Source organism: Campylobacter concisus (assembly GCF_902460415.1).
GTDB classification, from domain to species: Bacteria; Campylobacterota; Campylobacteria; order Campylobacterales; family Campylobacteraceae; genus Campylobacter_A; species Campylobacter_A concisus_Y.
Genome location: NZ_CABPTY010000002.1, coordinates 447,455 through 469,983 on the forward strand (window position 1 = coordinate 447,455; position 22,529 = coordinate 469,983).

Annotated in this window: 24 protein-coding genes and 1 pseudogene; 20 read left to right on the forward strand and 5 right to left on the reverse strand. The window is 36.5% G+C overall.

Features of this window, described 5'->3' with window-relative positions; all coding sequences use genetic code 11:
- The first annotated feature begins 205 nt into the window (after positions 1 to 205).
- Both FZ940_RS06305 and ccoS read left to right on the forward strand, forming a co-directional pair.
- Positions 206 to 2,587 carry a heavy metal translocating P-type ATPase gene (locus FZ940_RS06305; protein WP_148821942.1) on the forward strand — a complete coding sequence of 794 codons (2,382 nt, stop codon included), beginning with the start codon at positions 206 to 208 and terminating at the stop codon, positions 2,585 to 2,587.
- Positions 2,587 to 2,817: a cbb3-type cytochrome oxidase assembly protein CcoS gene (gene ccoS / locus FZ940_RS06310; RefSeq protein ID WP_087578757.1), complete on the forward strand. Its 231-nt coding sequence runs from the start codon at positions 2,587 to 2,589 to the stop codon at positions 2,815 to 2,817. Before FZ940_RS06305 ends, ccoS begins: the two co-directional genes overlap by 1 nt.
- Here the strand turns inward: ccoS and FZ940_RS06315 are convergent.
- Positions 2,814 to 4,451 carry a DNA polymerase III subunit gamma/tau gene (locus FZ940_RS06315; protein ID WP_148798521.1) on the reverse strand — a complete coding sequence of 546 codons (1,638 nt, stop codon included), beginning with the start codon at positions 4,449 to 4,451 and terminating at the stop codon, positions 2,814 to 2,816. The genes ccoS and FZ940_RS06315 overlap by 4 nt on opposite strands.
- Positions 4,452 to 4,599: 148 nt before the next feature.
- Here FZ940_RS06315 and FZ940_RS06320 point away from each other — a divergent pair, with 148 nt between their 5' ends.
- Positions 4,600 to 5,205: a LysE/ArgO family amino acid transporter gene (locus tag FZ940_RS06320; protein WP_148798523.1), complete on the forward strand. Its 606-nt coding sequence runs from the start codon at positions 4,600 to 4,602 to the stop codon at positions 5,203 to 5,205.
- Positions 5,206 to 5,367: 162 nt separating this feature from the next.
- On the opposite strand, the gene glnA is transcribed toward FZ940_RS06320, so the two are convergent.
- Both glnA and FZ940_RS06330 read right to left on the reverse strand, forming a co-directional pair.
- Entirely contained in the window at positions 5,368 to 6,798 is a 1,431-nt protein-coding gene (gene glnA / locus FZ940_RS06325; RefSeq protein WP_148821943.1) for a type I glutamate--ammonia ligase, read from the reverse strand.
- 88 nt (positions 6,799 to 6,886) lie between these two features.
- Positions 6,887 to 7,666 carry a histidinol-phosphatase gene (locus FZ940_RS06330; protein WP_148821944.1) on the reverse strand — a complete coding sequence of 260 codons (780 nt, stop codon included), beginning with the start codon at positions 7,664 to 7,666 and terminating at the stop codon, positions 6,887 to 6,889.
- Between the two features lie 135 nt (positions 7,667 to 7,801).
- Between FZ940_RS06330 and FZ940_RS06335 the strand changes: the two genes are divergently transcribed.
- From FZ940_RS06335 to rplS, 17 genes and pseudogenes are all read left to right on the forward strand, one after another.
- Positions 7,802 to 8,560 carry a chemotaxis protein gene (locus FZ940_RS06335; RefSeq protein ID WP_148821945.1) on the forward strand — a complete coding sequence of 253 codons (759 nt, stop codon included), beginning with the start codon at positions 7,802 to 7,804 and terminating at the stop codon, positions 8,558 to 8,560.
- Positions 8,560 to 9,819: a peptidase U32 family protein gene (locus FZ940_RS06340; protein WP_148821946.1), complete on the forward strand. Its 1,260-nt coding sequence runs from the start codon at positions 8,560 to 8,562 to the stop codon at positions 9,817 to 9,819. The genes FZ940_RS06335 and FZ940_RS06340 overlap by 1 nt, the downstream gene beginning before the upstream one ends.
- Positions 9,816 to 10,310, forward strand: a complete 495-nt coding sequence (gene purE, locus FZ940_RS06345; RefSeq protein ID WP_103560332.1) for a 5-(carboxyamino)imidazole ribonucleotide mutase — start codon at positions 9,816 to 9,818, stop codon at positions 10,308 to 10,310. Before FZ940_RS06340 ends, purE begins: the two co-directional genes overlap by 4 nt.
- A gap of 12 nt (positions 10,311 to 10,322) precedes the next feature.
- Positions 10,323 to 10,796, forward strand: a complete 474-nt coding sequence (locus tag FZ940_RS06350) for a DUF3972 domain-containing protein (RefSeq protein ID WP_087584427.1) — start codon at positions 10,323 to 10,325, stop codon at positions 10,794 to 10,796.
- Positions 10,797 to 10,799: 3 nt separating this feature from the next.
- The gene (locus FZ940_RS06355) at positions 10,800 to 11,219 is read left to right on the forward strand and encodes a GyrI-like domain-containing protein (protein ID WP_148821947.1); all 420 of its coding nucleotides are present in this window, start codon (positions 10,800 to 10,802) and stop codon (positions 11,217 to 11,219) included.
- A 5-nt stretch (positions 11,220 to 11,224) separates the two neighbouring features.
- Positions 11,225 to 12,763 (forward strand): AbgT family transporter, encoded by a 1,539-nt coding sequence (locus tag FZ940_RS06360; protein WP_148821948.1) that lies wholly within the window; start codon positions 11,225 to 11,227, stop codon positions 12,761 to 12,763.
- 18 nt (positions 12,764 to 12,781) lie between these two features.
- Positions 12,782 to 13,642 (forward strand): glycine--tRNA ligase subunit alpha, encoded by an 861-nt coding sequence (gene glyQ / locus FZ940_RS06365; RefSeq protein WP_148821949.1) that lies wholly within the window; start codon positions 12,782 to 12,784, stop codon positions 13,640 to 13,642.
- 6 nt (positions 13,643 to 13,648) lie between these two features.
- Positions 13,649 to 14,371, forward strand: coding sequence for a Nif3-like dinuclear metal center hexameric protein (locus FZ940_RS06370; protein ID WP_148821950.1), 723 nt, complete (start codon positions 13,649 to 13,651; stop codon positions 14,369 to 14,371).
- A gap of 17 nt (positions 14,372 to 14,388) precedes the next feature.
- Positions 14,389 to 15,096, forward strand: a complete 708-nt coding sequence (locus FZ940_RS06375) for a zinc ribbon domain-containing protein (RefSeq protein ID WP_054196578.1) — start codon at positions 14,389 to 14,391, stop codon at positions 15,094 to 15,096.
- Positions 15,097 to 15,104: 8 nt separating this feature from the next.
- Positions 15,105 to 16,241 carry a lipid IV(A) 3-deoxy-D-manno-octulosonic acid transferase gene (gene waaA / locus FZ940_RS06380; RefSeq protein ID WP_148821951.1) on the forward strand — a complete coding sequence of 379 codons (1,137 nt, stop codon included), beginning with the start codon at positions 15,105 to 15,107 and terminating at the stop codon, positions 16,239 to 16,241.
- Positions 16,238 to 16,996 carry an RluA family pseudouridine synthase gene (locus tag FZ940_RS06385; protein WP_148821952.1) on the forward strand — a complete coding sequence of 253 codons (759 nt, stop codon included), beginning with the start codon at positions 16,238 to 16,240 and terminating at the stop codon, positions 16,994 to 16,996. The genes waaA and FZ940_RS06385 overlap by 4 nt, the downstream gene beginning before the upstream one ends.
- A gap of 62 nt (positions 16,997 to 17,058) precedes the next feature.
- Positions 17,059 to 18,399: pseudogene (gene ffh / locus FZ940_RS06390) on the forward strand (signal recognition particle protein).
- A gap of 72 nt (positions 18,400 to 18,471) precedes the next feature.
- Positions 18,472 to 18,699, forward strand: coding sequence for a 30S ribosomal protein S16 (gene rpsP / locus FZ940_RS06395; RefSeq protein ID WP_009293992.1), 228 nt, complete (start codon positions 18,472 to 18,474; stop codon positions 18,697 to 18,699).
- Positions 18,699 to 18,941, forward strand: a complete 243-nt coding sequence (locus FZ940_RS06400; RefSeq protein WP_072594183.1) for a KH domain-containing protein — start codon at positions 18,699 to 18,701, stop codon at positions 18,939 to 18,941. Before rpsP ends, FZ940_RS06400 begins: the two co-directional genes overlap by 1 nt.
- Entirely contained in the window at positions 18,934 to 19,464 is a 531-nt protein-coding gene (gene rimM, locus FZ940_RS06405) for a ribosome maturation factor RimM (RefSeq protein ID WP_107793044.1), read from the forward strand. The genes FZ940_RS06400 and rimM overlap by 8 nt, the downstream gene beginning before the upstream one ends.
- Entirely contained in the window at positions 19,461 to 20,153 is a 693-nt protein-coding gene (trmD, locus tag FZ940_RS06410; protein ID WP_107793043.1) for a tRNA (guanosine(37)-N1)-methyltransferase TrmD, read from the forward strand. The genes rimM and trmD overlap by 4 nt, the downstream gene beginning before the upstream one ends.
- Before the next feature lie 8 nt (positions 20,154 to 20,161).
- Entirely contained in the window at positions 20,162 to 20,518 is a 357-nt protein-coding gene (gene rplS, locus FZ940_RS06415) for a 50S ribosomal protein L19 (protein WP_021090978.1), read from the forward strand.
- 166 nt (positions 20,519 to 20,684) lie between these two features.
- Here rplS and FZ940_RS06420 read toward each other — a convergent pair whose 3' ends face one another.
- Both FZ940_RS06420 and tgt read right to left on the reverse strand, forming a co-directional pair.
- Entirely contained in the window at positions 20,685 to 21,383 is a 699-nt protein-coding gene (locus FZ940_RS06420) for a CorA family divalent cation transporter (RefSeq protein ID WP_148821953.1), read from the reverse strand.
- Positions 21,373 to 22,503 carry a tRNA guanosine(34) transglycosylase Tgt gene (gene tgt / locus FZ940_RS06425; protein ID WP_148821954.1) on the reverse strand — a complete coding sequence of 377 codons (1,131 nt, stop codon included), beginning with the start codon at positions 22,501 to 22,503 and terminating at the stop codon, positions 21,373 to 21,375. Before tgt ends, FZ940_RS06420 begins: the two co-directional genes overlap by 11 nt.
- Between the last annotated feature and the right edge of the window lie 26 nt (positions 22,504 to 22,529).

Below are 22,529 nucleotides of genomic sequence, written 5' to 3' on the forward strand. Positions count from 1 at the left end.
ATAAAACTTTGTTGTCAAGAAATGGCATAAAATAAAATTTTTGCTCAAAAATGGTTGATTTGCTATAATCTCGCCATTTTATAACGATAATAAAAGAAGAAATTTATGCCTATTTTTGCAGTTTGCCTACCATAAATTTATATGGTGCGTAATAGGCATGTGATGCAATAATATTAGTAAAAATTTTAGATAAAAGAAAGTAAAAATGCCACAAAGTAGATGTGCTCATTGTAGATTAAAATTTGATGAAAACGTGATGATCTCAAATGAAAGCGGACTTAAATTTTGCTGTGTTGGTTGCAAAGGTGTTTATGAAATTTTAAATGAAAATGGGCTTAGTGAGTTTTATGAACGTCTTGGTAAAAATACACTTACACCGGCAAGCAACGGTGCAAATATCAAAAATTTAGCGACAAATTTTAGTGAGCTTGTGACAAAAGAGGGCGACTTTAGTCAAATTTCATTTTTAATTGATGGCATCACTTGCTCAGCTTGCATCTGGCTACTTGAAAAGGCACTTTTTAGCTTACCTGGCGTCTTGGAGGTAAATATCAACTCGCTTAATCAAAAAGCGGTCATTGTTTTTGATGAGCAGGAGCTTTTAATAGAGCAAATAATTGAAAAAATTTATGCCGTTGGCTACGTCCCAAAGCCATATGCTACGAGTCAAAAAGAGGACGAACTAGCTAAGAAAAGAAGAAATTTTTACACAAAAGCGCTAGTTGGTATCTTTGCTACGATGAATATTATGTGGCTAGCCATTGCTCAGTATAGTGGGTATTTTAGCGGCATAAGAGGCGATATAAAAGATATTTTAAGCTTTGCGCAGTTCGTGCTGGCAACGCCTGTGCTTTTTTATACTGGTAGCGAGTTTTTCAAAGGGGCAAAGATAGCCATAAAAAATGCTTCGCCAAATATGGATTTGCTTGTTATCACCGGAGCTAGCATTACTTATATTTACTCCATTTTTGCGATGTTTACGAGGAGTGGCGAGAGCTATTTTGACTCGGTTGCAATGATCATCACCTTTGTTTTTATCGGTAAATTTTTAGAAATTTTGGGTAAAAAAAAGGCGCTTGAGACTTCAAATTTCTTAAATGATATGCTGCTTACAAAGGTATGTATTTTGGAGGATGGCAAAGATGTTTTAAAAGAGCCAAGAGATGTAAATTTGGGCGAAAAGATCGTGCTTAGATCAGGCGAGAGGGCGCTACTTGATGGAGTAGTGCTTAGCGGTGAGGCAAGCATGGATAGCTCAAGTCTAACGGGAGAGAGCCTGCCTGTGACCTTGGGAGTGGGGCAAGAGGTAAAAAGTGGCGTCATTTGCCAAAATGGACAAATCATCTACGAAGCAAAGGAAATTTTTAAAAATTCTTATCTAAATCAGCTTATAAATTTACTCCAAAATGCAGAGCTAAAAAAGCCAAATATCGAGCTAGTAGTCAATAAAATCGCTTCTAAATTTTCTCTTAGCGTGCTGACTTTGGCATTTTTTACATTTTGGTTTTGGTACTTTAAATATGGCTTTTCAGAGGCTATTGTCACGGCTGTTAGCGTCATCGTGATCGCTTGCCCTTGTGCGCTTGCGCTTGCCACGCCAGTTAGTAGTGTCTGTGCCCTTGGTGTGGCCTTTAAAAATAGAGTACTTTTTAAAGAGGCTAAATTTTTTGAAAGCCTTGCAAAGTGCGATGTAGCGGTATTTGACAAGACTGGCACGCTCACAAAGGCAGAATTTGAAGTTAGTGATTTTTTCATAAAAGAGAGCATAAGTTTAGATGAAATTTATTCGCTAGCTCTTATATCAAATCATCAAATAAGCGTGGCAGTGGCTAAATTTCTAAAGCAAAAAGGCGCAAGGAAAATAGAGCTTAAAAATATAAATTTAAGCGTGGCAAAGGGTGTTGAGGCTGAAATTTCAGGTAAAAAATTTTATGCAGGAAGCAAGCGATTTTTAGTTGAAAATGGTATTAGCTTTGATGAAACTGAAGAAAATGTGAGCTTTTTTGTGGGACTTAATGGTGAGCTAGTGGCGAAATTTTACCTAAAAGATAGCATAAAACCTGAAGCAAAGACCTTGATATACGAGCTAAATAGCGCTGGCATGAAAGTGTGTATCTTAAGTGGCGACGTGCAAAAAGTGGTAAAAAATGTGGCAGATGAGCTTGGCGTGAGTGAGTTTAGAGCAGAGATGTTGCCTGAAACGAAAGCTAAATTTATAAGCGAACTAAAAGAGCAAGGCAAAAAGGTGCTAATGGTAGGGGACGGTATAAACGACGCAGCAGCGCTTAGCCTTGCTCATGTTGCCATTTGTATGGGAAGCGGGGCGGCAATAAGCTTAGAAAGAAGTGATGTAGCGCTACTTGATGATAGTTTAAAAAGTCTAGCAAAGGCCATAAAAATCTCAAAATTTACTTACAAAACGATAAAGCAAAATTTGCTCTTTTGCCTTCTTTATAATGTTCTTGCTCTGCCATTTGCCGTATGTGGCTACGTCATTCCGCTATTTGCTGCGCTTTTTATGTCGCTTAGCTCGCTAAGTGTTATCTTAAACTCGCTTTATATTGTTAGAAAATTTAAGGAAAAATAATGGATAGCGCGACACTTGCGATGCTGGTTTTTATCTCGGTTTTGATGGGAGCATTTTTGCTTTTTGGCGTACTTTGGGGGATAAAAAATAAGCAATTTGAGGACTACCGAAAATTTTTAGACGGAGCAAATTTGGACGATGAAGATGCGCTAAATGAAGCTTATGAGCTAGAGCTTCGCAAAAAAGAAGCTCTAAAAAAAAGAGCAAAATCTAATAAAGATAAAATTTAGCTCTCAATCGTTGGCTCACCAAAAAGTCTATTAGCCTCTTTTAGCACACCTTGTTCTCTTTGCCTTTGAAGCTCTTCTGGCGTTTTTAGCTCTTTGTTTAGCATCAAAGCAAAGTTGTTTTTCTCGTTTTGCGGCTCGCTTTTTATCTCGGTTTTTGGCTCATTTTTAGTTTCAATGTTATTTGCATTTAGTCTTGAAATTTCCTCATCAAGCTCGTCTAATTCGCTTTTTTCATTATTTTCTAAAGAGGCTTTAGGCATCTTAGTTTGTGCTTTTTGTTCATCACTCTTTGCATTTACTATCTTCGCATTTTGTCCAAAAAGCGTACGCAATATCTCGTTTAAAATTTTCCAATTTTTCTTAAAATACTCTAGATTTTCATCTTTTGCATTTACTATCAGTCCAAGCTCATTGTTATTAAAGAAGCTAAATTCTACAAATTCTTTAAAAAACTCGCCAAGATCGTAATTTCTATCATAAATTTTTGTTAAAAAGAGTTCATATGGACCTTGCATTTTAGCAGGAGCTGCTTGGCTTTTTTGAGTGATGACTTCTGTGATTTGAGTGAAATTCTCGTTATTTTTTGAGATCGCTTCATTTATAGCATCATCGATATCTTGTAAATTTAGTGCTTCTATCATCATAAAAAGCATTAGCATTAGCACAAAGCCATTGTCGCTACTTACATTTAGCATACCTTTAGCTTGTGCCAAAATTCTAAAAAATCTTTCATAAACAAGTAAAGAAATTTTTGAGTCGTTTTCTATAAATTTTTGCTTTAAATTTGCCAAAATTTCATCTATTATCATCTCTGGATCGTGGCTTTCAAGCTCGCTTACAAGCACTCTGATAGCATTTTTATCGTGATTTAAAACATGAGTTATTATCTCTTCGATCTTTTCTGGATCAAGAAGCCCTAACATCGATGCTACGCCATTTGCCGTGACATTATTTGCCCCGTAAATGATAGCTTGATCAAGAAGTGTCAAAGTATCTCTTAGCGATCCTCCGCCACTTCTTGCTAAAATTTCAAGCGCCTCTTTTTCATAGCTAATGCCTTCTTTGCTTAAAATAAACTCAAGATGTTTAATGATGCTGTATCTGCTTATTTGCTTAAATCTAAAATGCTGCGTCCTTGAAAGCACGGTAGTTGGAAGCTTTAATGGATCAGTCGTTGCTAGGATAAATTTTACATAACTTGGTGGCTCCTCAAGCGTTTTTAAAAGGGCATTGAAAGCCTCTTTAGTTAGCATATGTACTTCGTCAATTATAAAAATTTTATATCTTGCCATTGCCGGAGCATATTTTGTTTGCTCTATTAGCTCTCTTATATCATCTATCTTTCTGTGGCTAGCTGCGTCCATCTCGATGATATCCATGTGACGTGACTCATTTGCCATTATGCATTGTGGGCATACTTCACATGGCTTTGAAGTAGGTCCTTTTTCGCATACTAGAGCTTTTGAAAATATCCTAGCACTTGAAGTTTTACCACTACCTCTAAGCCCAGAAAATAGATATGCGTGGCTTATGCGACCCTCGTCAAGTGCATGTATTAGGCTTTTGCTAACTGCTTCTTGACCGATGAGTTCATCAAAATTTTTAGGGCGATATTTTAAAGCTAGTGCTTGCAATGCGGTATCCTTTTTATAAAGTTCAAGGATTTTATAAAAAAAGGCATAAATTTATGATTATTTATCCTTTTCATATAGTTAAAATTTTCGATCTTTTAGATTGCTTTTAGTTAAATTTTAGATAATTGGTAATTTAAAAAGGATGAAAATGTCTGCATTTTGGAGTGGATTTTTTACAAGTTTATCTTTAATATTGGCTATCGGCGCGCAAAATGCATTTGTTTTGAAGCAGGGTATAAAAAAGGAACATGTTTTTGCAGTTTGCTTAATATGCGCACTTGGTGATGCCTTGCTTATATTTGCTGGAGTTTTTGGTTTTGCAAAAGTGCTACAAAAATTTGAGTTTTTTAAACAGGTTGCCATATATGGTGGTTTTATCTTTTTATTTGTCTATAGTCTAAAGAGTTTGTATGGTGCATTTAAAAATCCCAAAAGCCTTCTTCCTAGTGCGCAACACGAGTCAAAATTTAGCAAAATAGTGCTTTTGACGCTTGCTTTTACTTGGCTAAATCCTCACGTCTATCTTGATACGATGCTTTTAATAGGATCTATTTCAACAAAATTTGGAGATGAAAATATAATTTTTGGCATCGGTGCTAGTCTTGCATCGCTATTTTTCTTCTTTTCTTTAGGATATGGAGCAAGAGTTCTCGCTCCAGTTTTTGCAAAAGAATTTTCATGGAAAATTTTAGAAATTTTTGTTGGGATTATTATGCTTCTAATCGCTTTTAGTTTACTTTTTACTAAAGTATAGATAAGATACATAAAATTTTACGCTAAATATTTTGTATTTTTATATGTATTAAAAATTTACATATTATTAATGTAAGATGCATTGATATGTACGACGGAGATTTTATGTTTTAAATTTGATTAAAAAAGTCTCCAAGCCCAAAATGAGCTTGGAGATTGCGTTTTAGCAAGAGAAGCAAGTTTTAAACTCATAAGCGGTTGGGCGCGCTTCGTAAGGCCAAACTTGAGTTTCAAATTTGAAGTGTTGATAGGTGTCTATGAAAAGATCGGTCATTATTGGCTTTAAGTATTCATTATCGCGAATCAGCGCTTCAAGGCTACCACGAAGTGTGTGTGGAAGCTGCTCGATGCCACGCTCTCTGATCTCATCAAGATGGAGTTTAAATAAATTCTCATCCATCGGACCAACCGGCTCGTATTTGTGTTTTACGCCGTCAAGGCCTGCCATTAGCATCGCTGAGAAGGCTAGATAAGGGTTTGCTGTGCTATCTGGAAATCTCATCTCAGCCCTAACTGACTTCTCGCCAGCGCCGTAAGGTATGCGGATGCTAGCTGAGCGGTTTTGACTAGAGTAGGTGAGGATAGATGGCGCTTCAAAGCCCGGAATTAGGCGTTTGTAGCTGTTTGTGCTCGGGTTTGTGAAAGCTGCAACGCTTCTTGCGTGTTTTAAAACGCCTCCGATGTAGTGTCTAGCAAAGTCACTTAAATTTGCGTAGTTGCCCTCTTTGTAGAATAAATTTTTGCCATCTTTCCAGACTGATTGATGCACGTGCATGCCGCTGCCGTTGTCGCCGTAGAGTGGTTTTGGCATAAATGTAACTGTCTTGCCATTTAGGTGAGCCACCATGCGAACGACATATTTATAAATTTGAACATTATCGGCGGCTTCGACTAAGTTACCAAATTTCACGCCGATCTCACCTTGTCCTTGAGCGACTTCGTGGTGTCCTAAAAAGACTTCAAGGCCAACTTGCTCTAGAACTTGCATCATTTCAGCTCTTAGATCTACCATGCTATCTATCGGCTGAGTCATCAAGTAGCCGCCTTTTCTGCGTGGGCGATGACCTGTGTTGTAGCTATCTTTAAAGTCAGTAGCGTCGTTCCACTCGCCTTCTTCGCTATCTACTTGATACATCGCGCAGTTTGGGCTATCGATGATTTTGACGTTATCAAAGACAAAAAATTCATTCTCAGGGCCAAAGTAAGCCTCATCGCCAAGTCCGCTATCTTTTACGTATTGCATTGCTCTTTTAGCAATTGAGCGAGGGCATTTTTCATAAATTTGACCTTTGTAAATGTCGTAAATATCGCAAAAAACAACAACTGTAATATCAGAAGTAAATGGGTCTAAAAATGCAGTTGTAGCTTCTGGCTTCATTATCATATCGCTCTTATCGATTGGTTGCCAGCCATGCATAGAGCTAGCGTCCATTGGGATGCCATTTATAAAATTTTCTTTCGTAACAGCTTTTATGTTGTAACTAATGCTATGCCAAGCACCACCTAAATCAGTAAATCTAAAATCAACAAATTTGACTTCATTTTCTTTACAAAAATCAAAAAAATGATCTATATTTTGGACGAATTTTCCCACTTTTTTCTCCTTTTAATTTTTAAATTTTTCGTATTCTATCATAAAACCTAATATTTAAGATTAAATTTATATTTTATTTGAACCCAATCTAAAATTTTACTAATTCTCTATCTCTATTTTTAAAAATAGCACATTTTGAATAACCTAAATCTCTAGCTATTTGCTCGCAAATTTCGCCATTTTTACCGATATCTTCTTTTGTGTGAGCATCTGAGCCAAAAGTTATAGTTATATCTTTTTCGGCTATAAGCTCTAGTAAATTTACGCTTGGATATTGCTCGCCGATAGGCTTTCTAAAGCCAGCGGCATTTATCTCAACAACTAAATCTGCTTCTTTTATCGCATTTACTGCATTTTTAGCCAAAATCCTAACATCCTTTTTTGGTAAAAATTTAAAAAGTTTTAAAAGATCGATGTGCCCCATAATGTCAAATTTGCCAAGCTTAGCCGATCTTTCTACATGATCAAAATACTCTTGCCAAATCTGATCTAAGTCTTTGCCCTCGTAGCCTCCGATAAATTCTGGATTGTCAAATGCCCAGCCGTTAAAAAAATGCACAGAGCCTATCAGATAATCGACCTTTCTAGCAAAAACTCGCTCATCCATAAACCCATCTAAAAAATCCATCTCATAGCCAAGCAAAATTTCTATCTCACCGCTAAATTCATCTCTTAAACGTAAAATTTCATCTTCATAGCCTCGCATTTCATCAAAGCTCATTCTGTAAGCTTCATCGTAGTTCATTGGTGCGTGATCGCTAAAGCCAAAGTATTTTGTGCCAGCTTTTATTGCATTTTGTACATACTCTCTCGGCTTGCCAACTGCGTGCTTGCAAAGTGGCGTGTGGTTGTGAAGATCGACAGTCATTATATGCCTTTTAAGGTCGTTTATTTTTAAAAATGCTATCTAAAAATTTATAAATTTAAAGATAAAAGCATTGCCTTTAAACTTACTTTTTATTTAAATCCTATATAATCAAGCCAAATTTTATTAGGAGCTTTTATGACCCAAGAGGAACTTGACGCACTTATGGCAGGTGGGCTAGATGATGAGTTAGATAATGCTAAAGAAGATGCTGGCCAAGAGGTTGCGGACGTCAAAGAGGATACGGACGAGGTAGCAGAAGTTGCAGAAGCAATCGATACTAAAGATGAACCACAGTCAAAATCAGAAAGTAATTCAAAGAATGCAGAAAATTACAGAGTAAGTGCAGATGGCGTTTGGCCACCACCACCACCGACTGAAGACCATAAAATGGTTCATCAGCTTGATGACGTAACAAGAGATAGTGAAGAAAAAGCTACTCAGATGTTTGATAAGCTTGAGACTATAAATAACTTTTTTATGGATGCTGAGAGCGACTCAAATAGCCTAAAAGACACAATAAACTCAAATATTGAGCTATTTACGACGCTAAGTGAGAAATTTCCAAATATCGCTGCATTTAGCGAGGCTTTAGAGAAAAACAACTCACTTCTTGGCACGATCGATAATATCATCGGAAATTTACAAATGGGACAAGATGAGATCATGATGGCTATGGATATGATGCAGTATCAAGACATCCATAGACAAAAGATCGAGCGTGTTATCAATGTTATGAGAGCGCTAAGTAAATATATGAATACCTTGTTTGAAGGTAAAATCGACGATGATAAGCGTGTTAGCTCTGCTGTTCACATCGCTGGTGATACAACGACTGAAAATCTTGTCAGCAACGACGATATCGAAGCTTTGATAGAAAGTTTGGGTAAAAAATAGTGCTAAAAAGGCCTGAGCTTTTATCTCCAGCTGGAAATTTAACAAAACTTAAAATAGCCCTTGAGTATGGAGCTGATGCCGTTTATGGCTCAGTGGCTAGTTTTTCACTAAGGACTAGATCAGCAAGGGAATTTAACCTTGAAACATTCAAAGAGGCGATAGACTACACACATGCAAAGGGAAAGAAATTTTATGCGACCATAAATGCCTTTCCTTTTAACTCTCAGATAGAACCGCTAAAAAGGCACTTGCAAACTATTTCGGCGATGAAGCCAGACGCCTTTATTATCGCAACTCCAGGCGTTATGAGTCTAGCAAAAGCCATCGCTCCTGATGTCGAGATACATCTCTCAACTCAGGCAAATGTCATGAACGTGCTTGATGCAAAAATTTATCACGATATGGGCGCAAAACGTATCGTCGTAGCACGTGAGATGAACTTAAAAGATGTTATAAAGATAAAAGAAGAAATTCCAACTCTTGATATCGAAATTTTTGTACATGGCTCGATGTGCTTTGCCTACTCTGGCAGGTGCTTAGTAAGCTCAGTGCAAAGCGGACGTATGTCAAACCGCGGCAGCTGCGCAAACGACTGCAGGTTTAAGTATGAACTTTACGCTAAAAACGAAGAGAGTGGCGTACTTTTCCGCTTAGAAGAGGATGAAAACGGCACTCATATTATGAACTCAAAAGATCTTTGCCTCATCTCTCACATCAAAGAGATCGTTGATAGCGGCGTTATTGATAGCCTAAAAATAGAAGGCCGCACAAAGAGCGAGTACTACGCAGCTTGCACAGCAAGAGCTTATAAAATGGCGATAGATGATGCTATGGATGATAAATTTGACGCACAAATTTATGAGAATGAGATAAATACACTAAAAAACCGCGGCTTTACGGATGGATATTTGGTGCATAGGCCTTATGAGAGAATAGATACACAAAATCACGTTAGCAGCCTAGAAGAGGGCACGCATCAGGTAAATGCAATAAGCGAAGATGGCGAGTTTTTTAAGTGCAAATATAAAATTTTTCCAGGCAATAGCTACGAGATCGTGGCTCCTACTGGATCGGTTATAGAAGATAGTGAAAATAAAATCTCAAAGGTTTATTCACAAGAGGGCAAGAAAATTATCAAATTTAAGCAGCTCATCACCAAAAAAGGTAAGGTTATGAGTGAAATTCATAGTGGCAATGAAAATGAGATAAACATCGGCGTTAAGCTGCCAAAATTTAGCTTTTTAAGGGAGAAAATATGAAATTTGTTTCTATTATAATGGGAAGTAAAAGCGATTATGAGATCGTTAGCGAGGCGGCAAAGACTCTTGAAAAATTTGGTGTAAAATATGAGTTGATAATAAGCTCAGCCCACAGAAGTCCAAAAAGAACTAGTGAGTACGTAGCAAATGCCGAGAAAAAGGGTGCAAAAGTATTCATCGCAGCTGCTGGTATGGCGGCTCACCTAGCTGGAGCGATCGCCGCTAATACTACAAAACCAGTGATTGGCATACCAATGGCAGGCTCGGCTCTAAGTGGTGTTGATGCACTTTACTCAACTGTGCAAATGCCAAGTGGCATGCCAGTAGCAACTCTAGCTATTGGCAAGGCCGGTGCTATAAATGCAGCCTATTTGGCGGTGCAAATTTTAGCTCTTGAAGATGACAGTCTGGCAAGTGCCCTAAAAGCCGATAGAGAGGCAAAGATAAAGGCTTTAGAGGAAGACTCTTCAAAGGTTGAAGTGATACTGTAAAAAGGAGAAGCGGTGCAGACCTATCTTGGAGTTGATGAATTTTGCAAACTTGTGCACTTGGAGCGTGAAGTTATCGAAGATATGATAAATCGTGGCGTTTTGAAAACCAAAGAGGAAAATGGAGAAATTTTGATAGAAGCGAGCGAAGGAACGATGAGCGTGGTGCCTAGTGTTTCGCAAAATTTATCTATGCAACCGCAAGGCCAAGATGGTATCAGCTTTGTTGAAAAGACGATTGGAACGATATTAAATTTACACGAAAAGGTACTTGACGCAAAGGATGAGACGCTTGAAACCCTAAGAAATGAGAATAAATTTTTAAAAGAGGCGCTTATTTCTATGCAAGAGCTCTATGACGAAGATAGAAAAACGGTCGAGACGCTTACAAAACAGCTTAAAATTTCACAAGATGAAGTTGAATTTTTAAAACGAAAATACAAGCTAATGTGGAACCAAGCGGTTGAAAATTTTAACGGGCAAAAGTAGTTTATGAAGATTATAAATTTAGAGGATAGCTTTGAAATTTACGGAGTAAAAACTCGCACTAAAAATGAAGATGAGATAGATGGCAATGGTAAAATTCCAGCTCTATGGTCTAAATTTATGAGTGAGCACTGCGATGGCAAGAGTGAAATTTATAGCGTTTACTGCAACTACGAAAGCGATCTTAACGGACATTACGATAACTTCATCGGCACAAGATCAAGTCACAAAAGTGATGAAATTCTAGAGATAAAAAGTGGCAAATACGCCGTTTTTAGTTTTGTAAGAGAGCCGCAAAACGTTGCAAAATTTTGGGGTGAAATTTGGAAATATTTTGAAAGTAGTGAGCTAAAAAGAGCCTATGAAACGGACTTTGAGCTTTACGGCAGCGACGAGATAAAAATTTTTATATCTATTTTAGGTTAGAAAAAATGAATAAAAAAAATAATAGTTCAATCTTAAGTTTTATCGAAAATTTTGGTAACAAATTACCAAATCCAACTATGCTTTTTATCTATCTTTCGATTATTACTATAATAATATCGTTTGTGTTAGAAAAAATGGGCGTTGGCGTAAGCTATCAGGCTATCAAAGACGGACAAATATCACAGCTTAATGCAAATGTTATAAATTTGCTTTCTGCTGATAGTCTTAGATCTTTTGTTTCGTCTGTGCTTAAAAATTTTACTAGTTTTTATCCTTTGGGAGTAGTCTTTGCAATTATTCTAGGTATTGGTATTGCAGACAAGTCTGGACTTTTATCAGCACTTATGACAAAGATTGCCTTAAAATCTTCCAAAATATGGGTAACTCCAATCGTTATTTTCCTTGGCGTAATGTCAAATGTTGCTTCCTCAGTTGGCTATGTTGTACTAATCCCGCTTGGAGCTATTTTATTTGCTGGATTTGGTCGCCATCCAATTGCTGGACTAGCTGCTGCTTTTGCTGGTGTTAGCGGTGGCTGGTCGGCAAATTTATTAATCGGTACAAATGACCCTATGTTTGCGGCATTTTCTATGCAAGCAGCTAGCGTATTAAATCCAGATTATGTAGTGTTAGCAACTGCAAATTGGTACTTTATGATAGCTTCGACATTTTTGATCGTCTTTGTTGGCTGGTTTGTAACAGATAAAATCGTAGAGCCTAGGCTTGGTAAATTTGATTTTTTGGGTGATTTTAGCCTAAAAGAGCATAGTGAGATAAGTGCAGAGCAAAAACGTGGCTTAAAATTTTCACTAATAGCATTGATTGTTTTTGTGATTTTACTACTTGTGGCTATTTTGCCTTCTGGCTCTTTATTTGGAGCAAAAGGCAATGAAAGCTTTATGAAATCTACTTTTATGCATTCTATTGTTGTTTTTATGATGTTGCTTTTTATAGTGGTAGGTGTCGCTTACGGTGTAGGTGCTAGGAGTATAAAAAGCAGTAATGACGCCATAAAATTTATGGAGCAATCTATTTCTGAGCTATCAGGATTTTTGGTTTTGATATTTTTCGCAGCTCAGTTTACATATCTTTTTAATACCTCAAATATTGGGCTAGTGCTTTCTATCAAAGGTTCTATTTTTCTAAAAGAGATTGGATTAACCGGACTTAGCCTTATTATAGTTTTTATTTTCTTGATCGCTTTTATAAATTTATTTATAGCTGTTGATTCTGCAAAGTGGGCGATGATGGCTCCAATTTTTGTACCAATGTTTATGAATCTTGGACTCTCGCCAGAGCTTACACAGGCTGCTTTTAGAATAGGCGACTCTACTACAAATATCATAACGCCTTTGATGCCGTTTTTTGTTTTGATAGTAGCTTTTATGCAAAAATACAATAAGGATTTAAAAATCGGATCAGTAGTTTCTATTATGCTTCCTTATACGGTTGCATTTTTAATTTCTTGGACAGCATTAATGTCGTTTTGGTACATTTTTGATCTACCACTAGGACCTGGTGCAGTTATACACTATGTAAAGTAAAATTTTAAAAGGAAAGCAATGACATTTTCACAAATAATATTAACCCTTCAAAACTATTGGCAAGAGCAAGGTTGCGTTATACTTCAACCATACGACATGCCAGCTGGTGCGGGCACATATCACCAAGCGACATTTTTAAGAAGTCTCGGACCAAAGCCGTGGGCGACTGCATATGTAGCTCCAAGCCGCCGTCCGACTGATGGTAGATACGGCGAAAATCCAAACCGCCTAGGCGCTTATTATCAGTTTCAGGTGCTTATAAAACCAAGCCCAGAAAATATCCAAGAGCTTTATCTAAAAAGCCTTGAAAAGCTTGGGTTAAATTTGAAAAATCACGACATCCGCTTTGTCGAAGATAACTGGGAGAGCCCGACGCTAGGTGCTTGGGGACTTGGCTGGGAGGTCTGGTTAGATGGCATGGAAGTGACGCAGTTTACGTATTTTCAACAAGTGGGCGGCATCGCATGCGAGCTGATCTCTGGTGAGATAACATACGGACTTGAGCGTTTGGCCATGTATCTCCAAGATTTAAATAGCGTCTATGACATCGTTTGGGACGACAGGGATGGAAGCATCGTAACCTACGCCGACGTTCACAAACAAGGTGAGTATGAGTGGAGTAAATATAACTTTGAAGTAGCAAACGTAGATATGCTTTTTAACCAGTTCGAAAACGCATTTAACGAGTGCAAATGCTGCTTAGAGGCTAAAATTTCGCTCCCTGCGTATGATTACTGCATGCTTGCAGCTCATACATTTAACGTCCTTGATGCGCGTGGGGCGATAAGTGTTACACAAAGGCAAGACTACATCTTAAAAATCCGCGAGTTAGCCAAAGAGTGTGCGCTAACATATAAAGAGAGCCTGGAACAAAAGTAAAATTTAATGAAAATAGCTGAAATTTATAAAATTCTAGATGAAATTTGCCCGTTTGCGAGCCAAGAGTCTTGGGATAATAGTGGCCTTCAAGTTGGCTCATTTGATAGCGAATTTGAGCGAATTTATCTAAGTCTTGATTTGGATAGCGAACTTTTGCAAAATGTCTTGCCAAATTCGCTCATCATCACTCACCATCCGCTCATTTTTAAGGGACTAAAAAGCCTAGACTACAGCCTTTATCCAAGCTCACTCATAAGGGAGATGATGATAAAAGATATCTCGCTCATCTCGCTTCACACAAATGCTGACCTTGCATTTTTAAATGAAAAATTTGTGATGCAGGTTTTGGGGCTTGAAATTTCAAACAAAGAGAGCTTTTTGATCTACTCTGATGTGAAGATGAAATTTAGTGAGCTTTGCAAATTTGTAAAAGAAAAACTTGGGCTAGAAAATTTAAGAGTAGTTCATGCAAAAGATGAAATTTCTAAAATTTGTATCTGTACAGGAAGTGGCGGAGATCTCATCCAAGATGTCAAAGCAGACGCCTTTTTAACAGGCGATCTAAAGTATCACCAAGCTCTTTATGCAAAGGAAAACGGGCTAAATTTAATCGATATAAATCACTATGAAAGTGAACGTTATTTTGGTGATTTTTTAGCAAAATATTTGCAAAATCTAAAAATTGAAGTTATAATACGCAATTCTAAAAATCCATTTACATATTGCTAACAAAAAAAGGAAACATTATGAATAAATACTTACAACAATTAGTTGAATTATCTGACCTTGATAAACAAATAGATGGCTTTATACCACGCATTCAGGATATAGAAAAGGCTTATAAAAATATAGAAGAAGAGTGCGAAACTATAACGGTTAATATAGAAAGACTAGATGAAGAGGTAAATGACTTAAAGTCTCAAAAATCAGGCACAAATGCCCATATTGCTGAGTTTAGTGCGAAGATAAAAGATGTGGCTAAAAAAAGCTCAAGCGCAAAAAGCGAAAAGGAGATAAAAGCTCTAAGTCTTGAAGAAGATATTGCAAAAGAGCAACTTGAGGCTGCAAATGAAGAGATCGCTAGACTTGAGAAGCTAATAGATAGTAAAAATAGTCAAAAAGATGAGCTTGGTGCAAAAAAAGCTGAACTTGAAGAGAATTTAAAAAATATAAAAAGCAAAACTTCATCTGAACTTGAAAATATCGGGAAAGAACGTGAAGAAGTTTATGCTAAAAAAGACAAGCTTATCGCCACTATGAATCAAAAAATTCTCGCATTTTATGAAAAAATTAGAAAATGGGCTCATAACACAGCTGTTGTTCCTGTAAAAAAACAAGCTTGTTATGGTTGTTTTATGCAGATAAATGACAAAACTTTCTCTGCTGTTATCAAGGGCGAAGACATCGTTACATGTCCGCATTGTGGCAGAATTTTGTATAAACAAGAGCAATAACACGTTTCGTGATAATAATATATTATTTTTTAGCCTCAATACTCTACTTTTTTGGGGCTATTTTTCTACTTTTATTAAGTTTCAAAAAAAAATACCATAGATCGATCCCAGCACGTTTTTTTCTCTTTAATAACCCTAAATTTCAAGATGTAGATGTGCATTTTCATGCTTGCTCGTTTGGCGAGGTGCAAGCGCTTAAGCCTTTGATACAAAAATTTGATAGCAAAGCCATAAGCGTGGTGACAAATACGGGCTTTGAAGCGGCAAGCAAAATTTGCTCTAACACAAGATTTTTGCCATTTGAAATTTTCTTGCCATTTTGGTTAAAAAAGAGCAAAACTTTAGTCATTTTTGAGGCTGAGCTTTGGCTCATGCTAGTTTTCATAGCAAAGCTAAAAGGCAGCCGCGTGATCCTCATAAACGCTAGAATTTCAGATAGAAGCTACAAAAGCTACTTAAAATTTGGCTTTTTTTACAAATATCTTTTTAAATTTATAGATAAAATTTACGCCCAAAGCGAGCTTGATAAAGAGAGACTAAAAACGCTAGGGGCAGGTGAAATAGAGGTTGTTGGCAACATAAAAGCTGCGTTTTTGCCAAGTGTAAGTAAAATTTATGAAAAGCCAAAAGCTAGAGTGATCGTGCTAGCAAGCACGCATACTGGCGAAGAAGAGATGATTTTAGGTAATTTAAATTTAAAAGAAAACGATCTTTTAATCATCGCACCACGCCACCCTGAGAGATTTGCAGAGGTTGAAAAGATTTCAGGCGATTACGCTAAAAAGCATGATTTTAGCTTTGCTAAATTTAGCCAAACACATAAATTTGATGCTAAGGTAAATTTGCTTGATACTTTAGGCGAGCTTGTAAATGTCTATGCTATTAGCGATATAGTCGTACTTGGAGGCAGTTTTGTGCCAAATATCGGTGGGCACAATCCAATCGAGTGCGCGCAATTTAACCCAGTGATAATTAGCGGCGAGTTTATATTTAATCAAAAGGCGCTATTTGGCCTAGTTGAAAACATCTACATCGCAAAGGCCAGCGAGATCGGCGACATCATAGATAGTGACGCCAAAAAGAGCAAGATCGCCGTGCAGGCCAGCGCTGATGCGATCATAGAAGATATAAGGAGTACTTTATGAGTGAAGAAAAAGCGTATAAAATTTTAGCCAAACAAAAAAATATCTCAAACAACGAGGCAAAGGAGCTAATCGACAGCGGGCTAGTCTATGCCAAGGGGCAAAAGGTGATGATCGCTCGTGCGCTAATGAGCGAAAATACTAAATTTAGCGTCGAAGAGATGCCAAAGCCAAGCGTTATCTTTGAAGATGAAAATTTAATAGCCATCAATAAACCAGCTGCCATAACTAGCGAAAAAATCAGCCAAATGTATAAATTTTCGCTTCTTCACAGGCTCGATAAAGATACGAGTGGCGTGCTGCTTCTTGTAAAAAATAATGAATTCGCAACGCTTGCGATAAATGAGTTTAAAAAAATGAAGGTTGAGAAAATTTATGTGGCCGCAGTTAGGGGTATCATGAGCGAGGAAGTGGTCGTAAATGAGCCGATCTTAACGATAAAAAATAAAAATGGCGCTTTTTCAAAGATATCAAAAGATGGCAAAGAGGCGATCAGTGAAATTTCACCACTCATGGTTGTGGGCAAAAAAACGCTTGTAAAAGTTGCCATAAAAACAGGCAGAACACACCAGATAAGAGTGCATTTGGCTAGCTTAAATTTACCTATCGTTGGCGATGAGAAATACGGCAAAAATAGGTCAAACAGAATGTTTTTGCATGCTTATTCTATCGCTCTTTTAAACTATAAATTTAAAGCGCCAATCTCAAGAGAATTTAACTCTCTTGGATTTGAGCTATCTAATAAATTTGAAATTTAAAGAGCAATAAAGAAATTATTTAGTAATATACGCCCTTTAATAACAACTTAGAAAGGTGATTAGTGTTCGAACAAATTAGTGAGTCTTTTAGATTAGCTGTTAGCAAGATACGTTTTGTAGATGACGAAAAAGCTCTAAAAAACGCACTTGATGTGCTCAAAAAAGCTCTTTTAAAAGCTGATGTTCACCATAAAGTCACCAAAGATCTGCTCACTTCTATCGAAAGCGAACTAAAGCAAACTGGTGTTGGTCAAAAGAATTTCTTAGATGCGATCAAATCAAATTTGACGACTATTTTAACAGCTCCTGGCAACCAAGGCTTTGTCTATGCGCCAGTTGCACCGACCATTGTTTTGATGGCTGGTTTGCAAGGTAGTGGTAAAACAACGACAACTATCAAGCTTGCAAACTATCTAAAACTAAGAAAGAAAAAAGTTTTAGTTGCGGCTTGTGACTTGCAAAGATTAGCGGCGGTTGAGCAGCTAAGACAGCTCTGCGTTGCAAACGAGATCGATCTTTTTTATATAGAAAATGAAAATAATCCTATAAAAGTGGCAAAAGAAGCATTAGAAAAAGCAAAAATTGGTCTTTACGATGTGCTTTTAGTGGATACCGCTGGTCGTCTCGCGATCGATGAGAAGTTGATGCAAGAGATAAAAGATGTAAAAAATGCGATAAATCCACATGAAATTTTCTACGTAGCTGACGCTATGAGTGGTCAAGATGCTGTAAAAACAGCTGCAAGTTTTAATGAAATTTTAGGAATTTCTGGAGTTATTCTTTCTAAATTTGACTCTGACTCAAAGGGTGGCGTAGCTATTAGCATCGCAAAACAGCTAAATATTCCACTTAGATTTGTCGGTACTGGCGAGAAAGTAGCTGATATCGAGAGCTTTATACCAGATCGTATCGTAAGCCGCATAATGGGCGAGGGCGACTTAGCTACTTTGGTCGAAAAAACATCGACCATTATCGATGAAAAAGAGGCGAAGCGTCTAAATCAAAAGATAAAAAAAGGTCAGTTTAACTTTAATGACTTTTTGGATCAAATGGAAAGCGTTAAAAAGCTTGGTAGCATGAAGTCTTTGATGGGTATGATACCTGGACTTTCAAATATTGCAAATCAGATAAAAGATATAGACCTTGATAATTAAAAAGAAATTTTACATATTAAGGCTATGATAAACTCTATGACGCAAAAAGAGCGTGAAAATCCTGAACTTTTGAATAATAGTAGAAAAAGACGTTTAGCGGCTGGTTCTGGACTTTCTCAGATAGAGGTGAATCGATTTTTAAAGCAGTTTGAAAATGCCTCAAAACTTGCTAAGAAATTTTCAGGAAAAGGTGGAACAAAAGGACTTGCAAATATGCTTTCTCAAGCAAAATTAAAAAGACTTGTTTGATAAAAGGGTTTAAATTTGGATATTTGTTATCTAAATTTAAGCTTTATTTAAAAACAAGAGGAGAAATATAATATGGCAACAGTAGTAAGACTAACAAGAATGGGACGTAAGAAAAGACCTTTTTATCGTATAGTTGTTACAGATAGTAGAAAAAGACGTGATAGTGGCTGGATAGAAAGTATTGGCTATTACAATCCTATGGTTGAGCCAAATGTTATAAATTTTAACAAAGAGAGATTAGATTACTGGAAAAGCGTTGGTGCTAAACTTAGCGATAGAGTTGCACAAATTACAAAATAATGGTTAAAAATTTTTTATACGAATATGCCAAGTTGATTGCTGATTTTCCTGATAAAGTAAGTGTTGATCGCCAGGAACTTGGTGAAAATTTTGCTGAGATAATTATAAGTGCTGATAAGGTTGATACAGGAAAACTTATCGGTAAAGATGGTAAAATGATAAATGCTATAAAGACCGTTATTATTGGTTGTAAAGCCAAAGATAATACAAGTTATAGGGTAACGGTAAAAGCTATTGAATAGTGATATTGTTGAAGTCGCTACCATTGGAAGATGCGTTGGTTTAAAGGGCTACTTAAAGCTTCACAATAAGAGCGACTTCCCAGAACAGTTTAAAAAAGGTGCAACCTTTTTTGACAAAAACAATGATCAGCTCGTCATAAAAGACTATAATAGACAAAAAGAGCTGGTTTTATTTGAAAATTTTGATGACTTAGATCTTGCTAAAACGCTTGTAAATAGAACTATATATACCACAAAAGAGCTCACTAGAAAAAACTGCAAATTAAAAAAAAATGAATTTTTTCAGTTTGATATTATTGGCTTAAAAGTTATAGAAAATGGTGAAATTTTGGGTATTGTAGAAGATATCCAAGATAATTTTGCAAATTCACTTTTATATATAAAAACAGATGAAGAGCTTACCTTGGGTAGTAAACCAAAGAATTTTTACATTCCATATTTGAAGCATTTTATTGAAAGCGTAAATTTGGATGGTGGAGAGATTTTAGTAAAAGGTGCTAGAGCCATTTTAGAAAATTCATGAAATTTACGTTTATTACACTTTTTGAAAATTTAGTTAAACCTTATTTTTGTGATTCTATTTTAAAACGTGCAATTGGTAATAAATTTATTGAAATTGATTTTATAAATCCAAGAAATTTTACTAAAGATAAGCATAGTAAAGTTGATGATTATATGATCGGAGGCGGAGCAGGGCTTTTAATGTTTCCACAGCCTTTGGATGAGTCGATCAAATTTTTAAAAGCAAAAGATAAAAATACTCACGTGATATTTTTGACACCAGCTGGTAAAAAATTTAATCAAAATGATGCAAAGAGGCTTTCTAAAAAAAATCACATTTGTTTTGTTTGCAGTAGATATGAAGGCCTTGATGAACGAGTTGTTGAGCTTTGGGCAGATGAAGTTTTTTGTATAGGTGATTTTGTTTTAACTGGTGGAGAGCTTCCTGCGCTTTGTATGAGCGATGCAATATCAAGAAATGTACTTGGAGTTTTAGGAAACGATATGAGCCTTGAAGTTGAGAGTTTTGAGGATAATTTACTTGAAGCCCCATCTTTTACAAAGCCTGATAATTTTAGATCGATCTTTGTGGTTTCAGAGTTTTTAAAGGGTAACCATGCTAAAATCCACACTTTAAAAAATAAGATGGCTCACTGCAAAACAAGGTTCTTTCGCCCTGATTTATATCAAAAGCTTAAGCCACATAAATAAGGAAAAACATGAGAAATAAATACATTGAAGCATTTGAAAATGCTCAAATTGCTAGTAAAAATATTCCTGACTTCCGTGCAGGAGATACATTGCGTGTTGCTACTCGTATTCACGAAGGCGATAAAACTAGAATTCAAAATTTTGAAGGCATTTGTATAGCTAGACGTGGTAGCGGTACTGGTGAAACATTTATCATTAGAAAAATTGGCGCTAATAGTGTTGGCGTTGAGAGAATTTTTCCAATTTTTAGTGATTCTATCGAAGAGATAAAAGTTCTTAGAAAAGGTCGTGTTAGAAGAGCTAAATTATTCTATCTACGTGATCTTCGTGGTAAAGCTGCTAAGATCCGCGAACTTAGAAAATAATTCTACTATCTGTCCTGAAGCCTATTCAGGACTTTTCAACTTTTCTTTAAATCTAATTTCTATTAAATATTTTTATCGTTTTAATATTAATAAAAATCTATTTATTTTTATTGTTTTTACCACTAGTCTATAAAAATTTAAAATATATACTAAATTTATTTATTTTCTACTTTTTCTTATTCGTGTACCAAAACAAAAAAGAAGTACAACAAAGAATTACTCCAAGCATTATTGATACAACTATTATAGTAGCATTTTTAGTTTCATTAAATGGCAAGCCTTGTGTATTCATGCCAAAAAACCCAGTTATCAGATTTAGTGGTAGCATTACAGCTGATATCATTGTCAAAATGTAAATATTTTGATTGATTTTGTCATTTTTTATACTTTGTATAAATGTATAAATATCATCTATTCTGCAGGCATACTCATTGGCCATTGTTCTAAAAACATTTGCCTCATGAGTACTATTTTTAAGCTCTTTTTTTAAATTTTGTTGCTCACTTTGACAAATCGAAAGTGTCTCATAAAAGTGAGATATCTTGTTTTGAAATTTTCTAATCTCGTATTTTAAAAAGTGGTGTCTTTTGATAAATTGATTAAAGTTTTTTCGACTAGCATAAATTTTTTCATACTCGTTTAGCTCATCTTGATGTTCTAAAATTTTATTTGCATATTCATTACATAGTTTTTTAAGAGCCGCTTCAAACTCATTTTTATCGCATTCGTGATCAAGGTCTTCTTTATAAATCTTGCCATTTTTAAATAAAAATTTATAGCTTTGCTTTTGTGTGAAAGAAACAAGTAAAATATAGTCGTATTCATCACCATAAAAATATCCACAAACTGAACCTTTATAGCTCATTTTTTACCCTTTTAGCATAAAAATTTTTCTTAAATTTGGCAAATTCGCCTCTTTCTATCGCTTCTCTCATCTCTTTCATTAAATTTAGATAGTAGTGCAGGTTGTGAAGGCTTGCTAGTCTAAAAAACGTTAGCTCTCTAGCCTTAAAAAGGTGGTTTAGGTAGCCTCTAGAGTAGCGTTTGCAGGTATAGCACTGACACTGTGGGTCGATTGGCGCGTGGTCATTTATAAATTTGGCTGATTTTATATTTATCTTGCCAAAGCTAGTAAAGAGTGTGCCGTTTCTTGCATTTCTTGTTGGCATGACGCAGTCAAACATATCAACGCCTTTCTCCACGTTTTCCACAAGATCTTCAGGTGTGCCAACACCCATTAGATAGCGCGGTCTAAGCTCATCCATAAATGGCATAACCGCCTCAACCGTGTCATACATCGCCTCGTTGCTCTCGCCAACGCTTAGCCCACCTATGGCAAGGCCGTCAAATGGCATCTCGTTTAGCGCCTGCGCGCAAAATTTACGCGCCTCATAGTCGGTGCCGCCTTGAACGATGCCAAAGATATTTTGCTGCAGGCCAACGCCCTTGCTCTGCATAAATTTATGATAGTCAATCGCCTCTTTAGCCCATTTTATCGTTCGTTTTATGCTTAGATCTATCCTTTTTGGCTCAGCAGGCAATGCAACTAGATCATCAAGTATCATCATGATGTCGCTGCCAAGCTCATGCTGCGTGTCAAGGACCGATCTTGGCGTAAAGTAGTGCGTGCTGCCGTCGATGTGGCTTTTAAATTTTATACCGCCATCGTCGTTTTTGGTGTTTGACCTAAGTGAAAATGCCTGAAATCCGCCGCTATCAGTTAAAAATGAGCGATCAAATTTAGAAAAGCCGTGAAGTCCGCCAAACTCACGCACGACCTTGCTGCCAGGGCGCAGATACATATGGTAGGTGTTTGCTAAGATTATCTTTGCGTCTAAAATTTCACTCATATCAAAGGCGTCTAGGCTTTTAACTGCGCCAACCGTGCCAACTGGCATGAAAACTGGCGTTTGTATCACGCTGTGAGCGGTTGTTAGGACGCCGCGCCTTGCGTTGCCATCTTTTTTTATAACTTCAAATTTCATCTAAGTCCTTAAAATTTTTGATTTTT

Excerpts from the sequence above, each read along its gene's own strand:
- purE (WP_103560332.1), top strand. The coding sequence starts at position 9,816 with ATGAAATTTGTTTCTATTATAATGGGAAGTAAAAGCGATTATGAGATC.
- FZ940_RS06370 (WP_148821950.1), top strand. The coding sequence starts at position 13,649 with ATGAAAATAGCTGAAATTTATAAAATTCTAGATGAAATTTGCCCGTTT.
- ccoS (WP_087578757.1), top strand. The coding sequence starts at position 2,587 with ATGGATAGCGCGACACTTGCGATGCTGGTTTTTATCTCGGTTTTGATG.
- FZ940_RS06305 (WP_148821942.1), top strand. The coding sequence starts at position 206 with ATGCCACAAAGTAGATGTGCTCATTGTAGATTAAAATTTGATGAAAAC.
- FZ940_RS06420 (WP_148821953.1), bottom strand. The coding sequence starts at position 21,383 with ATGAGCTATAAAGGTTCAGTTTGTGGATATTTTTATGGTGATGAATAC.
- FZ940_RS06330 (WP_148821944.1), bottom strand. The coding sequence starts at position 7,666 with ATGACTGTCGATCTTCACAACCACACGCCACTTTGCAAGCACGCAGTT.
- rpsP (WP_009293992.1), top strand. The coding sequence starts at position 18,472 with ATGGCAACAGTAGTAAGACTAACAAGAATGGGACGTAAGAAAAGACCT.
- FZ940_RS06385 (WP_148821952.1), top strand. The coding sequence starts at position 16,238 with ATGAGTGAAGAAAAAGCGTATAAAATTTTAGCCAAACAAAAAAATATC.
- FZ940_RS06400 (WP_072594183.1), top strand. The coding sequence starts at position 18,699 with ATGGTTAAAAATTTTTTATACGAATATGCCAAGTTGATTGCTGATTTT.
- trmD (WP_107793043.1), top strand. The coding sequence starts at position 19,461 with ATGAAATTTACGTTTATTACACTTTTTGAAAATTTAGTTAAACCTTAT.
- glyQ (WP_148821949.1), top strand. The coding sequence starts at position 12,782 with ATGACATTTTCACAAATAATATTAACCCTTCAAAACTATTGGCAAGAG.
- FZ940_RS06335 (WP_148821945.1), top strand. The coding sequence starts at position 7,802 with ATGACCCAAGAGGAACTTGACGCACTTATGGCAGGTGGGCTAGATGAT.
- FZ940_RS06355 (WP_148821947.1), top strand. The coding sequence starts at position 10,800 with ATGAAGATTATAAATTTAGAGGATAGCTTTGAAATTTACGGAGTAAAA.
- FZ940_RS06360 (WP_148821948.1), top strand. The coding sequence starts at position 11,225 with ATGAATAAAAAAAATAATAGTTCAATCTTAAGTTTTATCGAAAATTTT.
- rplS (WP_021090978.1), top strand. The coding sequence starts at position 20,162 with ATGAGAAATAAATACATTGAAGCATTTGAAAATGCTCAAATTGCTAGT.
- FZ940_RS06375 (WP_054196578.1), top strand. The coding sequence starts at position 14,389 with ATGAATAAATACTTACAACAATTAGTTGAATTATCTGACCTTGATAAA.
- tgt (WP_148821954.1), bottom strand. The coding sequence starts at position 22,503 with ATGAAATTTGAAGTTATAAAAAAAGATGGCAACGCAAGGCGCGGCGTC.
- FZ940_RS06320 (WP_148798523.1), top strand. The coding sequence starts at position 4,600 with ATGTCTGCATTTTGGAGTGGATTTTTTACAAGTTTATCTTTAATATTG.